Origin of the sequence: Nostoc sp. DedVER02 (assembly GCF_034530675.2) — a bacterium.
Taxonomy (GTDB): Bacteria; Cyanobacteriota; Cyanobacteriia; order Cyanobacteriales; family Nostocaceae; genus Nostoc.
In genome coordinates this window covers 1-13,101 of sequence record NZ_JAVRCP020000070.1, presented here as the reverse complement: position 1 = coordinate 13,101, position 13,101 = coordinate 1, and the positions used below count along the sequence as shown (strand labels likewise).

Annotated in this window: 13 protein-coding genes and 1 pseudogene; 5 read left to right on the top strand and 9 right to left on the bottom strand. The window is 42.5% G+C overall.

All coding sequences use genetic code 11. The annotated features are described in order from the left end of the window. Positions 1-98: 98 nt before the first annotated feature. Positions 99-1,118 carry an SDR family NAD(P)-dependent oxidoreductase gene (locus RMZ41_RS31660; RefSeq protein ID WP_322645268.1) on the top strand — a complete coding sequence of 340 codons (1,020 nt, stop codon included), beginning with the start codon at positions 99-101 and terminating at the stop codon, positions 1,116-1,118. A gap of 307 nt (positions 1,119-1,425) precedes the next feature. Here the strand turns inward: RMZ41_RS31660 and RMZ41_RS31655 are convergent, their stop codons facing one another. The 6 genes from RMZ41_RS31655 to RMZ41_RS31630 form a co-directional block, all read right to left on the bottom strand. Beyond that, positions 1,426-2,298 carry a bile acid:sodium symporter family protein gene (locus tag RMZ41_RS31655; protein WP_322645257.1) on the bottom strand — a complete coding sequence of 291 codons (873 nt, stop codon included), beginning with the start codon at positions 2,296-2,298 and terminating at the stop codon, positions 1,426-1,428. A gap of 145 nt (positions 2,299-2,443) precedes the next feature. Further along, positions 2,444-4,969 carry an arylsulfatase gene (locus RMZ41_RS31650; protein ID WP_322645258.1) on the bottom strand — a complete coding sequence of 842 codons (2,526 nt, stop codon included), beginning with the start codon at positions 4,967-4,969 and terminating at the stop codon, positions 2,444-2,446. Between the two features lie 14 nt (positions 4,970-4,983). Next, on the bottom strand, positions 4,984-6,087 hold the full coding sequence (locus tag RMZ41_RS31645) for a formylglycine-generating enzyme family protein (RefSeq protein ID WP_322645259.1): 1,104 nt from the start codon (positions 6,085-6,087) through the stop codon (positions 4,984-4,986). A gap of 343 nt (positions 6,088-6,430) precedes the next feature. Then, positions 6,431-6,886, bottom strand: a complete 456-nt coding sequence (locus RMZ41_RS31640) for a GNAT family N-acetyltransferase (protein WP_322645260.1) — start codon at positions 6,884-6,886, stop codon at positions 6,431-6,433. A 15-nt stretch (positions 6,887-6,901) separates the two neighbouring features. After that, entirely contained in the window at positions 6,902-7,702 is an 801-nt protein-coding gene (locus RMZ41_RS31635) for a class I SAM-dependent methyltransferase (protein ID WP_322645261.1), read from the bottom strand. A gap of 63 nt (positions 7,703-7,765) precedes the next feature. Then, entirely contained in the window at positions 7,766-7,987 is a 222-nt protein-coding gene (locus tag RMZ41_RS31630; RefSeq protein ID WP_322645262.1) for an HAD family hydrolase, read from the bottom strand. A 93-nt stretch (positions 7,988-8,080) separates the two neighbouring features. Between RMZ41_RS31630 and RMZ41_RS31625 the strand changes: the two genes are divergently transcribed. Beyond that, a complete protein-coding gene (locus RMZ41_RS31625) occupies positions 8,081-8,353 on the top strand; it encodes a hypothetical protein (protein WP_322645263.1) in 273 nt (90 codons plus the stop codon). 502 nt (positions 8,354-8,855) lie between these two features. On the opposite strand, the gene RMZ41_RS31620 is transcribed toward RMZ41_RS31625, so the two are convergent. Next, positions 8,856-9,704, bottom strand: a complete 849-nt coding sequence (locus RMZ41_RS31620) for a class I SAM-dependent methyltransferase (protein ID WP_322645264.1) — start codon at positions 9,702-9,704, stop codon at positions 8,856-8,858. A 44-nt stretch (positions 9,705-9,748) separates the two neighbouring features. Further along, positions 9,749-10,498, bottom strand: a complete 750-nt coding sequence (locus RMZ41_RS31615) for an aspartate/glutamate racemase family protein (RefSeq protein ID WP_322645265.1) — start codon at positions 10,496-10,498, stop codon at positions 9,749-9,751. A 252-nt stretch (positions 10,499-10,750) separates the two neighbouring features. On the opposite strand from RMZ41_RS31615, the gene RMZ41_RS31610 reads away from it, so the two are divergent. From RMZ41_RS31610 to RMZ41_RS31600, 3 genes and pseudogenes are all read left to right on the top strand, one after another. Further along, positions 10,751-11,422: a glutathione S-transferase family protein gene (locus RMZ41_RS31610; RefSeq protein WP_322645266.1), complete on the top strand. Its 672-nt coding sequence runs from the start codon at positions 10,751-10,753 to the stop codon at positions 11,420-11,422. Positions 11,423-11,470: 48 nt separating this feature from the next. Then, complete coding sequence (locus tag RMZ41_RS31605; protein WP_322645267.1) at positions 11,471-12,337, top strand: CmcJ/NvfI family oxidoreductase; 867 nt, start codon at positions 11,471-11,473, stop codon at positions 12,335-12,337. 28 nt (positions 12,338-12,365) lie between these two features. Then, a pseudogene (locus tag RMZ41_RS31600) lies at positions 12,366-12,476 on the top strand (hypothetical protein); the annotation flags it as partial. Between the two features lie 277 nt (positions 12,477-12,753). Here the strand turns inward: RMZ41_RS31600 and tnpA are convergent. Continuing rightward, positions 12,754-13,020, bottom strand: coding sequence for an IS200/IS605 family transposase (tnpA, locus tag RMZ41_RS31595; RefSeq protein ID WP_322645269.1), 267 nt, complete (start codon positions 13,018-13,020; stop codon positions 12,754-12,756). Between the last annotated feature and the right edge of the window lie 81 nt (positions 13,021-13,101).

Below are 13,101 nucleotides of genomic sequence, written 5' to 3'. Positions count from 1 at the left end.
AGGGCAATGCAACAAAGATGCAGAGCGATGCAACAAACGTGCAGATGCAAGAGATTTGTGTGTACACCGTAGCCAAAAAGAGGGAGAAGAAAAGAATGATAAAACACCTTGAGGGTAAAGTGGCGTTGGTAACAGGTGGTACACGGGGAATTGGCAAAGGAATTGCTATTGGGTTGGGTGAGGCTGGGGCAACTGTATACGTCACCGGCCGCAGCCTCAATAACTCTTCGAGTGATGTGGTTTCAGGGAGCCTTAGTGAAACCCAATCAGCTATTGACGAAATTGGTGGTATATGCATTCCTGTTCAAGTAGACCACAGCGACGATGAACAGGTACGTTTACTATTTGAGCGCATCCAAGATGAACAAGATGGACAACTCGATCTACTAGTTAACAATGCTTACTCAGGAGTTCAGGCAATAAGAAACTCTTTAGGGCAGCCCTTTTGGGATTGTGAACTAGGTATTTGGGATGCTAGCCACAACGTTGGTCTTCGTAGCCACTATATTGCGAGTGTTTTTGCTGCCCGAATGATGACTAAGCGGAACTCTGGACTAATTTGCACCATTTCCTCATGGGCGGGAATGTCCCATTTCTTTAATACAGCTTATGGTGTTGGTAAAGCAGCGTGCGATCGCCTAGCAGCTGATATGGCTGTTGAATTAAAACCCCATAATGTCGCTTCTGTTTCCATTTGGCCGGGTATTGTTGGGACTGAGCTTTTTTCTAGTTTTGCTGCTGAGATGAATGAAACCAATACTACAGAGCAAAAAAACTCATTAATTAGCGATCGCTACAACTGGGAAACTCCCTTATTTACTGGACGGGTAATTGCTGCACTTGCTGGTGAATCAAATATCATGCGCCATACCGGACGCGTGCAGATTGTTGCCGAACTAGCTAGTAAATATGGAATTGTCGATGAAAATGACGTAGGCGTTCGCGCAGCGTCTCGTAGAGAAGCCCGTCGTAGACATCGTCCCGCATCTCTACGTTCTTTACGTTTTGTGCTACCGACTGCATTGCCAATACTGAGAAACTACTCATCGCTCATACCCGATATTAAAATACCGTGGTCACTGTTATTATTAAATGCCCTTAACTCACCTAAAATTTAATGGGCATTGGGCATTGGGCGGAAGTTAGAAAACTTGGTTTATCCACCTTTGATACTCATGAACAATAATATGTAGTCAAAAAACGAACAAAATAATGGTAGATAACGGAGCGAATTAGGCTTTGAGCAAACCCTGTGGGCAGTTGCAGGTAACCCGTGGGATTGTATTAATAACAAGTGTGCCATTCACCTATAGAGATTGAGCCACGTATACCATCGAATGCAAAATTTGTGCGGGTAGAAGTGATGGTAGTTTTGATGCTGATAATAGTGATGCTGAAAGCGATATTTTTGCAGTCAGGACAGTTTCAAACTTCTACTTGCTCTATCTTTACACCCGTTCCTTGGTCTAATTCTATGAACTTTGGCCCGGCGATCAGAACTACAATCATCATTAAAAGACTCGTCACCATGATGATGCTCACGACGCTGGGATCTTCAAAATTACTTGTAGCTACTAATAATGCTGCGGCAAAATTACGTTGAGCGGTTCCTACTCCTAGCACTCGTTGGGTATCGATACCAGGGCCGCCCAAAAGATAACCGACGCTAAAGGAGAAGACTATGAAAACAGCACAAACGAAAATTGCACCTGTTTGTAATAAGCCAATGATATCGTTAGTGTGAACTATCAGCCTGACCACTAAACCTAAAAGTAATCCAGCATTAGATAATTTGAACAAAATCGGCTGGATAATGGGAGCGATCGCACTCAATTTTGCTTTGATGAATAACCCAAGGATCAATGGGCTAACCATCATTAACAATAAGGGTTTGGCAATGTCCCAGGAGTTAATTTGCACACCTTCCACTACTAAGGGTAGTACAATCGGCATATAAAAAATTGTGCCCAGCATTAGCAACATCATTAATCCCACCGAGAAAGCTATATTGCCTTTGACTATATGGGCAAGTTTAGGTAATGCTGGAGGCCCTGATGCTACTGCCATAATCAGTAAACCATCTCTGAGAGGTTCGCTTAAATGTACTACTTGCAATAGTAAATATACAAAAACTGGCACTAATACAAAATTTGTCAGCAGCGATGAGATAACTAAGCGAGGGTTGCGGAGTGGTTCCCAAATCTGTTGTACGGTGAGACTCAACCCTGCACCCAGCATGGTGAACACAATAAATGTGAAAAGTGCGAGTTTATCGATTAGTGACAAGATTTCGTTCATGATTTTTTTTCACGCAGAGGGCGGAGGGGCAGGGGGCAGAGGAAAAGGTTAAAGGTTAAAGGTTAAAGGGAAAAGGAATAAATTTAATCTTTCCCCTTTTCCCCTTACCCTTTTCCCTTTCCCCATACCCAATGCCCAATCCCTATTACTTCAATTCCAAGGTGACTTGCTGTAAGTTGCCGGTGAATGCAAAGGGTGTTTGGTAAGTATCTACCGCAGGTGTCCCAGTATCTTGACCAACATCAAAGGTTTCATCTAAACCAAATCGGTAGCCTACAGTTTTATCAATGCGGCCTTCAGCAACCTGCCGATCGTTGATCGAGAGCTTACCAGTACCGCCTGCTCCCGGAGCGCCACCGTCATAAGTAAAGTCAAATTTAATTTGAGATTTACCGATCGCAATTGGTTGAGAAGATTGAATGATTGTGCGATCGCTATTGAAGAAGTTGTAAGCAAAGGTGGGTTTACCTTCTTGCAAGAAGAAACTCCAACCCGCAAAACGTCCGCCTTGGGTGACTAAAACGCCTTCAGTACCAGATGAAGCAGCATCCACATCGGCAGTGATGCTAAAGGAGCGATTCTTAATATTGGGAGCGCTGCCTTCGGGAATCCCTGCAACAGATGTGTAATAAGTAAAGCTATTGCGTCCTGTGATTCTGTTGGAACGGATTTTGACATCAAACCGTTGAAGTAAGCGATCGTCCAAGGGCAGAACTTTGTATTTTTCTGCTTCTTTCAGAAATAGATTTTGTAGTTGCGCTAACTTGTCAGGGTTCTGCTTGGCTAAATCGTTGGCTTCACTGAAGTCTTTGGTAATATCGTATAGTTCCCAATTATCTTGATCGAAGGTGGTTTTGGAGACACGCTCCCAAGGTAAGCGTCCATGACGGGCGGCTGCTACCCAACCTCGATCGTAAATGCCACGATTGCCAAACATTTCAAAATACTGGGTTTTGTGATGGGATGGTACAGCAGGATCGTCAAAGCTATAAACAAGGCTAGTACCTTCGATGGGTTGTTGTTTTACACCGTTGACTACCTCTGGTTCTTCAATCCCCACAGCTTCCAGAATTGTAGGCGCAATATCAATTACATGATGAAATTGGCTCCGCAGTCCACCACGATTTTTGATGCGTTGGCGAAGCCCGCCGGAGGCATCGCCCCAAGCCACAACTAAACCATTGCGGGTTCCGCCGAAGTGAGAAGCAATTTGTTTTGTCCATTGAAAGGGGCTATCCACTGCCCAAGCCCAAGCTGCATGAAAATGATTGAAGGTTTTTGGCCCACCTAAATCATCAAAAGCCGCAAGAACTTCTTGAGGACTTTCTGCTACGCCATTAAAGACTTTTAATTCATTGATACTACCTGTTAAGCCGCCTTCAGCACTCGCACCATTATCGCCGGCGATGAAAAAGACTAAGGTGTTATCCAATTTACCCAGTTGATCGATCGCGTCAATAACTCTACCAATTTGTGCATCGGTATGACTGAGGAAACCTGCAAATACTTCTGCCTGACGCGCATAAACTTTTTGCTCGGTGGGAGTGAGGGAATCCCAAGCCGGGAGTTCCGCTGGGCGAGGGGTCAGCTTAGTATCGGCGGGAATTACACCCAAGGCTAGCTGACGAGCAAAGATGTCTTCGCGTAATTTATCCCAACCTCGATCGAATTTACCCTTGTATTTGTCGATCCATTCCTTGGGCGCATGGTGTGGGGCATGGGTTGCGCCAGTGGCAAAGTAGGTAAAGAAGGGTTTATCAGGAGCGATCGCTTGCTGGGTACGAATCCACTTAATTGCATGGTCTGCTAGATCGGGGGTGAGGTGATAATCAGGGCGATTTGGTTTCTGAATATGTTGGGTATTTTCCACCAAAGCTGGACTCCATTGATTGGTATCACCGCCCAGAAATCCATAGAAGTACTCAAAACCTAAACCTGTCGGCCAGCGATCGAATGGCCCTACTGCACTGGTTTCATAGTCTGGGGTATTGTGCCATTTGCCAAAGGCTGCGGTGTTATATCCATAATTTCGTAATACTTCAGCGATCGTTGCCGCACTTCTAGGTAAAATCGCAGTATAACCTGGATAGCCTGTAGCTAACTCCTCAACCACACCTGTATTTACAGAATGATGGTTGCGTCCCGTAAGCAATGCGGCTCTGGTAGGAGAGCAGAGTGCTGTGGTGTGGAATTGGTTATAACGCAATCCCCTTGCTGCTAGACGGTCTAAATTAGGCGTATCGATCGCGCCGCCAAAGGTGCTGGTTTGTCCAAAACCGACATCATCAAGCAACACCAGCAATATGTTTGGTGCATTTTCTGGAGCCTTAATGGGTTTGGGGAAGTCTGGTTGGGATTCTTTGTAAGTAATGCCAATTTTGCCTTGAAAAGATGGTTGGGGTAATGGCAATTTTTCGCCGTAGTCTGCCCAAGCAGGTAGAGGTAAGAGACTAAAAAATATTAGCGTTAGGGCACTCAAAAAGGCGATCGCACCAGAAGTTAACTTGAGAGATGCATAAGATTTCTTGCAGAAATGGGGGAAAGGGGAAAGGGGAAAGGGGAAAGGGTAAGAAAAACCCAGAGGCTTTAATTTTTTTTCTTTCCCTATCTTGCGCTCTCTTACTTTTGTAAGAGGTCTATACAAAGGATCTCTTTTGTGAGGATCAGTCATAACAATTTTGGATTTTAGATTTGGGATTTTGGATTTATGGCTAGTGTGCTGTCAGGCAAATTTTTAACTAGCCGAAACCCGATATGAGTAGTTCCCGTATCGGGTGATTCTGACTCCCGCGCCGCCGGACGGAAGCGGCTACAGTAATTGGGAGCGCAGAGATACGATCCCCCCTTAATTACGTGTAACTTTGGTTCATCTGGCTTTTTGGGATCAAAGCTTTGATTTAAGGCAATAGGATTAATTCGATCAGATTTGCGTAGGCGTAGCCCGCCGTAGGCATCGCGTCCGATTTGAAAGAAATCAGTAGTCCATTCCCACACATTGCCGGTCATATCATAGAGTCCATAACCATTGGGTGCAAAAGAACCGACGGGAGCAATGCCCAAATGACCATCAGCTTTAGTGTTGAAAAAGGGAAAAATTCCTTGCCAAGTGTTGGCTCTATGTTCAGAATATTCATTGCCCCAAGCATAAATTGCACCATCCAAGCCACCACGGGCGGCATATTCCCATTGAGCTTCCGTAGGTAAGGATTTTCCTGACCATTTGGCGTAGGCTAGGGCATCTTCGTAAGCTATGTGAACAACTGGATAGTTGGATTTGCTAGCAATCGCACTGTCTGGGCCAAAAGGATGTTGCCAATTCGCGCCAGGAGTCCAATGCCACCAACTCAGAAAGGAAACTTCCTTGACACCCGGTTTTGCCATCTCAAACACTAAAGAACCTGGTAATCGCTGCTCATCGGGTAAATCGGGAAACTGTTCTTCAGATAAGGGACGCTCTGCAATTGTCAGATATCCTGTAGCTTTGACAAATTCACAAAATTGTGCATTTGTTACCTCATATTTATCAATACAGAAGTTAGTCACCGCTACATCTCCAGGCGATCGCTCTTCCACAAAACTGGAATTATCAGACCCCATTTTGAACGTTCCTCCTGAAATCATCGCCATACCTTCGGGACAGGGATTGACTGTGGCTGCCAATGCGGTTGTATTAATGAATAAGAGTGCGATCGCTATTCCCTGAATGAATATTAGTGTGAGAAAGCAATATTTTTTTCCATTTCTAATATTCTCAATTTTGCTACTTCTAATTGAATGCCTGTAGTTCATCAATAAGATTCAAATTTTATTCAAACTTATATTATTTTGGATTTGAGATGAACAATCCTCCTTTTTGTTGTATTTTTCGGTAATCTTTTTCTCGCATTACATTATCTGTTGTCGAAAAATCTGTACTTTATAACAATAAATTTTCAGAAAATTTTCAATGATACTATGCAAAAACTGTTAACTCTAAAATTAGGTTAATTTACAACAAAGATATCTATTCTGAAATAAAATACTAAAAACCGATTGACTTAGCGATGTTTTGTCTGATATTGATAAATTACATCTTGTGAAAACATAAGTCAAGCACTATCTATATTTAGCTACGAAAAGGCTTAACACCACCTCAGTCAGATATTGGTGTAGCCACAAAACCAGTTTTGATACCCTTCTTAAACCCAGTTTTTTCATAAAACTGGAGTACTTCCTTGGTTTGACTTCCACTTAGGAGCATTACTTTGTAACAATTATGACTCCATGCCGATTGTAAAGCATGATATATCAGGCGCTTTCCTACACCTTGGCGACGATAATCGGGATGAGTAATTACATTCTCAATTAGTCCATAGGGACGAGCGCCCCGCGTCAGATTAGGGACGATCGCCAAAATACAAGAGGCAATTAAGTTTCCCTCCCAGTCTGCTACAAAGCAATTAATCTTGCGATCAGTCAATATTTCGTTCCATATTTTCTCAAGAGTTGATGTGTCAGGTAAGGGAGCATCTGTTGGGTTCAGATGTTTATACAGGTCTAGCAGTGCTGATAATTCATCTTGCTTAACGCTGCGTATTAAAATATCCATAATTTATGTGAGTTTTTAAATTGCTTTATAAGCCCATATTTCAAACTTAGCCTCAGAGGAGAGATTAGTTTTCAAAGAACCATAATGATTGATACAAAATTCTTCAAATTCATTTATTACTAGATGAAATATATCATCTGATACTTGCCAACATAAACCGTATGCTCGTGCTTTTAAAAAACTTAGTAGCTCTTCAACTGTATTGCTAACTCTCCATTCCTTAGCTACAAAGTAATTTGATACGTAACCTTTTTGCTGTAAATATCCTTTTATATCTATTTTGTTCGTTACTATATTAATGCTCGGCAACTTTTCCTTTTTTCCTTCATGTTTAGATAATATATCTCGAAAATATTCTTCAAATTCTCGTCTTGCTGGTGGGGTAATCCACTGACAATTAAGATAAAAGCCTCTAGACTTTAGTACTCGATCAATGTTGTCTAAAAATACTCTCCAATCAGAGACAGTATGGATCATGTGGACAGTCAATACAACATCAAAACTATTGTCTGGAAAAGGTAATTGTGAAGCATCACTGTGAATCAGTTTCAGATTAGAAGGAGTGACATTTAATTTTTGACGGAACTGATCGAGCATTTCTTGAGAAGCATCAATTCCTGTCACAGAATAACCCCGTTTGACAAGAGGGATAACATTTAACCCTGTGCCGACACCTGGTTCTAAAAAAGAGGTTTCAGGTGTGGCACAAGTAAGCTTAAGAATAAAGTCGGCGACTTCTTCTGCGACTGATTCTGTTAGCCAGCGTGTTTGGTCATAGATTTGTGCAATATAGTTATAGTAGTTGGACTTTTTCATATCTAAAATGGGTGTGGAAAACTGACAAGACTGAAGGTTTAAATTTAAACGTAACCAAGCAATCTACACGAACTTAGGCAGAGTATTCTGTTGACTCCAATCCTGAGAGATATATCGCACTACACTATCCGCTTGATTGGAATCAATTACATGGGTTGCGTAGCGTTTTAATTCTACAGTTGCATTGGCAACAGCGATTGCACAATCGGCTATGCGAAACATTTCAATATCATTGTTATGATCGCCAAATAGGGGATCAGCCGGGATACGCGCAAATCGGGACACATTGTAAAGTTTTGTAACGGAAATGAACTGAAGGCGGAAAAGCTAAGAAAGCGTCTGTAGTCATAACCGACAAAGCAAAAACAAGGTTTCTATATGCTAAATAGTCTTATTTCAGGATTTTCCACACTTGCCAGGCTTTTTCAAGCAAATCAACAAGGCATCAAATACATAATGAAAACCGGAGGTGCGGGGAAGAAACTGTATGAAAAAGTAATTAAACCTACCATTCTTGAAGAGATGGGAGAAGAGTACGGAAGATTAGAAATACAAAAAATAGGAAAAACGCCATTAGAAAGAATAAAAATTGAAAAACGCCAAGAGTGGCTACTTGAAACAGGACAAGCCTGGAAAAGAAAACCTTACTAAATTTTGCCATTAGGGGTTCAGCCGGGATACCCGCAAGTGCGATTCGTTGTAAAGTTCTGTAACAGATATCAAGTCAAACCCTTGATATACGGTTGTTTCGATCCCAAGCTTTACTTTATTCCTCCAGTTGAAACATTCCCAAAAATGATTGTTTATGAGCAAGTTTGAGGGATTATTAAGGTAAAGAGTTCATTTCACCGTGCAAAATTTTGATTGTCCCAATATCATTTTTGGGCAAGTTGGTAAATCAATAAAACACGCTCTGCAACAAAAATTTACAACGTGTCCGGTTTTGTGCGTATCTCGGCTGAACCCCAAAATGGCTTCTTCAAGTTTCAATATCAGGCCAAACTCGGCGACAAATTCGACAAGAATACGATTACCCAATGTCTCGCTGTCTACCAACACCCCATCACAGTCGAAAATAACCAGTTCTGTTTGCACTTAATATTTATTGTTCTTAATTAACTAAGGTTTGATAAGGTTAATGTGCATCTTGCTGTCAGACTGCCACCTTTTTAGCAATAGCTATAATGTGAGCGCTTACACCTAATGTAGAAGGTTCAGTCTCTATCCAACGAATAGCTTGTAAGAGTCTTTCACGGCGACTTGGTTCACTCCAATGTTCCTCAAAATTTTGTAGTAATTTGCCTGGGCCTTCTATGGCTAACAGCTTTTCACAAGATAACCCTGCTTCTTCTACCTCTGCTTTTAGTTGATCAGGATGATGAAAGAAGGCTGTTGTAAAGTAAGCAGGATGGTTACTCGGATTACGATGCTGCCCTTCAAGCAAGTCCCGATGAACAATTTCCACAAACTCCGGATCGTCTAACCATCCCCGAAATAAACCGTCTAAGAGGGAAGCAAAGCGAGAACAAGCAACAGCAAAGACAAGACCTCCGCTCTTTAAAACACGATTGGCCTCGCGTAATGCTGCGATGCGCTCATTACGTTCGATCAAGTGATACAGTGGCCCAAATAAAAGAACTGCATCAACGCTGTTGTTTGCTTGATTTAACTGACGGGCATCTCCAATCTCTGCACTTGCAAGGGGATAATCTGGCTGAACCTGAGAAGCAAAACGGGCTTGCTCTACGTGCAAAGGAACTGGATCAATCAGATGAACTTTATACCCTAGCTGGGCCAGCCAACAAGCATAGATACCTGAGCCGCCACCAACATCGAAAATCACAGCGGGAGGAGGAGGTAAGTAGCGGCTAAGAAGCTCTTGGGTGCGAACTAATTCAATTGGATTTGTACGCTTTAATAAGCGTTCAGCTTCCAAACCACGCTCATAATGAGCTAGGATCTCATCTAAAAGCGGGTTTTGGAAATTAGACTTGTCTGACATGAAATTTCCTCTTTTTAAGATTTAATCTATGAAAACTTCTGTGACTAAATAGCAAACAGTTTTCCTCTCGGACGAAGTGCAGGTTCAATAGAACCGCGCCTTGCTAAACTCCATATTGTGGATTGATTTGCTGTGACTACAGGAATATTCAAATCTGCTTCTAATTCCTCAATCACCTCAAATGTTCTCCATGCCGTACAGGGCAACACAATAGCATCTGCACTTTTGTGAGATATCTCTTTGATAAAAGTTGCGGCTTCATTGGGTAACTGATGCCAAAGGTAATTCTTTTTTGCTAATTCTTTTGGGCGTTCATCACCTTTAAACCCCACTATTTCAAAAGGTGCTTCACTCAAAAATGTTTTTAGCGTTTGGTTGTTCCATTCTGGATAAGGAGTGACTACAGAAATTTTCTTAATCTTTAGATGTGCCAAGGCTTCTAATAGAGCCAGAGCAGGCACAACAACAGGTACTCCTAGCACCTGCGTCAAACGTTGTTCTAGTTGTTCGGCAAAAACTCGCCCTCGGTAAAATGTTGCTGTTGTGAAGCCGTATGCTCCAAAATGTACTCCGGCTCTAGCTAATTTTTCTACTTCCTTAACAGCTTCTTCATTGATGTCATCCATTGATTCATAGCTCTCATAAGCGTGTGAGCGTTGAGCAATCACGCGATGGCTATGAATACTGACTTGACTGGAAAAAGCAGAGTGAAAGTCAGGCTCAAACGTCGTGTTACCTGCCGGTACTAGCAAGCCAAGACGGATCTGCCTATTAGAGTCAGCTTTAGAGTACATATAACACCTCTTTTTGACAAGCCTGATTATGTCTAAATATTTATTTAGTTACACTAACAATTAGGTATACATATTTTCAGGAAGGCTGTATGATATATAAAATACGATAAACCGACCGACAAACTGTAATATACCATCTAACTGACGTAGATACCTGCCAGTCAATTATTTAACTGCACTAATCAACACATCTCGCTTTTGTCTTATTGCAATCTCAAATAGCCTGCATCCACGTTACAAGGAGAAGATTTTATGAGCAACATACAACTGTACTTCGCCAAAGCCTCTACTTTCTCTCAACGGACTCGTGTAGTCTTACTGGAAAAAGGCATTGACTTCACCCCGATAGAAATTGACTTACAGAACAAACCAGATGGGTACACACAGATTTCCCACTATGGCAAAGTCCCAGCTATCAAACATGGGGATGTTGTAATTTACGAGTCCGCCATCATCAATGAATATCTAGATGAAGTCTTCCCGGAACCACCTTTGTTACCCCGCGATCCCGCAGCTAAAGCGATCGCCCGCATCTGGATAGACTACGCCAATACTCGCCTTGTCCCAGCTTTTAATAAATTGCTGCGCGGTAAAGATAGCCAAGAACAGGAACAAGGACGAAGAGAGTTCACAGAAGCACTTCTATATATTGAACAAGAAGGATTAGGCAAAGGTGATTACTTGTTAGGAAATCAGTTTAGCCTTGTTGATATCAGCTTCTATCCTTGGTTTGAGCGTTTACCACTCTTAGAACACTTCCGCAAATTCACATTACCAGCAGAAACACCTCGTTTGCAGACATGGTGGAACAGCTTAAGCGATCGCTCCTCAATTCAGGCAGTTGCAAACCCTGTGGACTTCTATTTGCAAAGATTCGCCAAAGTTCTTGGTGAACCTGTTCCCGTTGGTGCAGTTCAAAAATAGGACGTAGAGATTCACAGAAATTAACTAAAATCCAAAATGGGATAACAGATGAGCTTAAATAACCAAGTTCTAGACAAACCAATTTCCGTAGAACTGCCATACGTAGAGGCTAACCTCAGTTACCTCGTTCCAATGGCAGAAAAACCTGTTAACTATACTTACGAACCACCGCCAGGGATTGCGCGCACGAATGCAACTTATCAAACGCACAAACTGCCAATTTACAATGCTCGTTCTATCTCAGAAAACATCTCGTTAGATCGAGAAGGTTTCGCCTTTACTGGACATAATACTAATGTCAGCAACTTTTACGATGAAGATGAAGTACGCCGCGTCTACTATCCAGAAGCCGAGCAATTGTTAAAAGAAGTGACAGGTGCAACGAAGGTAGTAATATTCGATCACACCCTGCGTAATGCTGCTAACTCCAAACCAGGTGAGAATAATATTAAGGAACCCGCCAAGCGCGTACACAACGACTTCACCGCCAAATCCGGTTATACTCGCGCCCGTTTGGAACTAGCAGCGCGAGGCATAGATGACATTGATGCGCTACTAAAACAACGATTTGCCATCATCAATGTTTGGCGAGGAATTGCAACACCAATCCAAGAGTCACCATTAGCATTGTGTGATGCACAAAGTATCGCACCCACAGACCTTGTAGCTGGTGATTTAGTGTACCGCGATCGCGTCGGTGAAACTTATGGAGTCACGTATAACGCCAAACATAAATGGTTCTACTTTCCGCAAATGCACAGAGACGAAGCTCTATTTATCAAATGCTTCGACTCCGCAGAAGACGGATATGCGCGTTTTGCCGCCCATACAGCCTTTGAAGACCCCACCAGCCCAGCCAACGCTCCCCCACGAGAAAGCATCGAACTACGAACATTCGTCTTTTACCCTGCATAGATCGCAAAAACTTCTCTGAGTTACGCTTCTGGGTGATACAGATGATCCTGTCCAAATCTGTACTACCATTGGGCGAGAGTATACAGTAGCTCACGCCCTCGGTTTTTCTGCTGCTGAATTGCTTGGCATAACTCGTAATTCCATCAAAGTAGCATTTACATCACGGGAGCGACGAAACGAACTCCTAACCGAGTTGAGCCAATCGGGTAATCCTGATTCAGCTTGGCTGCAAACTCAAAACTCATGCTGCTGAATCATAAAGAGCGAGAATCCTATCAACGGGAATTTTACCGTAAACAGGGCTGGGTCGAACGTGAAACAGTTGCTAACTTTATTTATCTGGATTCGCGGAAAACCCCATCCGTCTGCACGGTGGGGATGGATAGCGGAAAACGCAAGGGAAGGGCAGTAGACAATCATTCTTTCCCGCCTGACTGCCCTTTAATATAATCTTTAACTATTTCCAATGGCGCTCCACCACATGAAACCACGCATTTAGAATCATGCCATAGTTTAACTTTTTCGCCCCAGTAAAACTTACCTATTTCTGATTTGTATTGTTGTCTCAGAATCCTGCTGGAAGCAGATTTAAGCGAAGCCATTAAATCAGAAATATTGTTGTCTGGGTGTAGGTTGATAAGCAAATGCACATGATCCGGTTCTCCATTAAATTCCTCAAGGATGCATTAGACCTCTTGCAAAAGTGCAAAAAGCACTTTTCTGGGGAAAGGGAAAAGGTTAAAGGGGAAAGGGAAAATAACAAA

What these genes read in the sequence shown, in the direction of transcription:
- RMZ41_RS31655 (WP_322645257.1), bottom strand. Translation starts at nt 2,298, where the DNA reads ATGAACGAAATCTTGTCACTAATCGATAAACTCGCACTTTTCACATTT.
- RMZ41_RS31650 (WP_322645258.1), bottom strand. Translation starts at nt 4,969, where the DNA reads ATGACTGATCCTCACAAAAGAGATCCTTTGTATAGACCTCTTACAAAA.
- RMZ41_RS31645 (WP_322645259.1), bottom strand. Translation starts at nt 6,087, where the DNA reads ATGAACTACAGGCATTCAATTAGAAGTAGCAAAATTGAGAATATTAGA.
- RMZ41_RS31640 (WP_322645260.1), bottom strand. Translation starts at nt 6,886, where the DNA reads ATGGATATTTTAATACGCAGCGTTAAGCAAGATGAATTATCAGCACTG.
- RMZ41_RS31635 (WP_322645261.1), bottom strand. Translation starts at nt 7,702, where the DNA reads ATGAAAAAGTCCAACTACTATAACTATATTGCACAAATCTATGACCAA.
- RMZ41_RS31625 (WP_322645263.1), top strand. Translation starts at nt 8,081, where the DNA reads ATGCTAAATAGTCTTATTTCAGGATTTTCCACACTTGCCAGGCTTTTT.
- RMZ41_RS31620 (WP_322645264.1), bottom strand. Translation starts at nt 9,704, where the DNA reads ATGTCAGACAAGTCTAATTTCCAAAACCCGCTTTTAGATGAGATCCTA.
- RMZ41_RS31615 (WP_322645265.1), bottom strand. Translation starts at nt 10,498, where the DNA reads ATGTACTCTAAAGCTGACTCTAATAGGCAGATCCGTCTTGGCTTGCTA.
- RMZ41_RS31610 (WP_322645266.1), top strand. Translation starts at nt 10,751, where the DNA reads ATGAGCAACATACAACTGTACTTCGCCAAAGCCTCTACTTTCTCTCAA.
- RMZ41_RS31605 (WP_322645267.1), top strand. Translation starts at nt 11,471, where the DNA reads ATGAGCTTAAATAACCAAGTTCTAGACAAACCAATTTCCGTAGAACTG.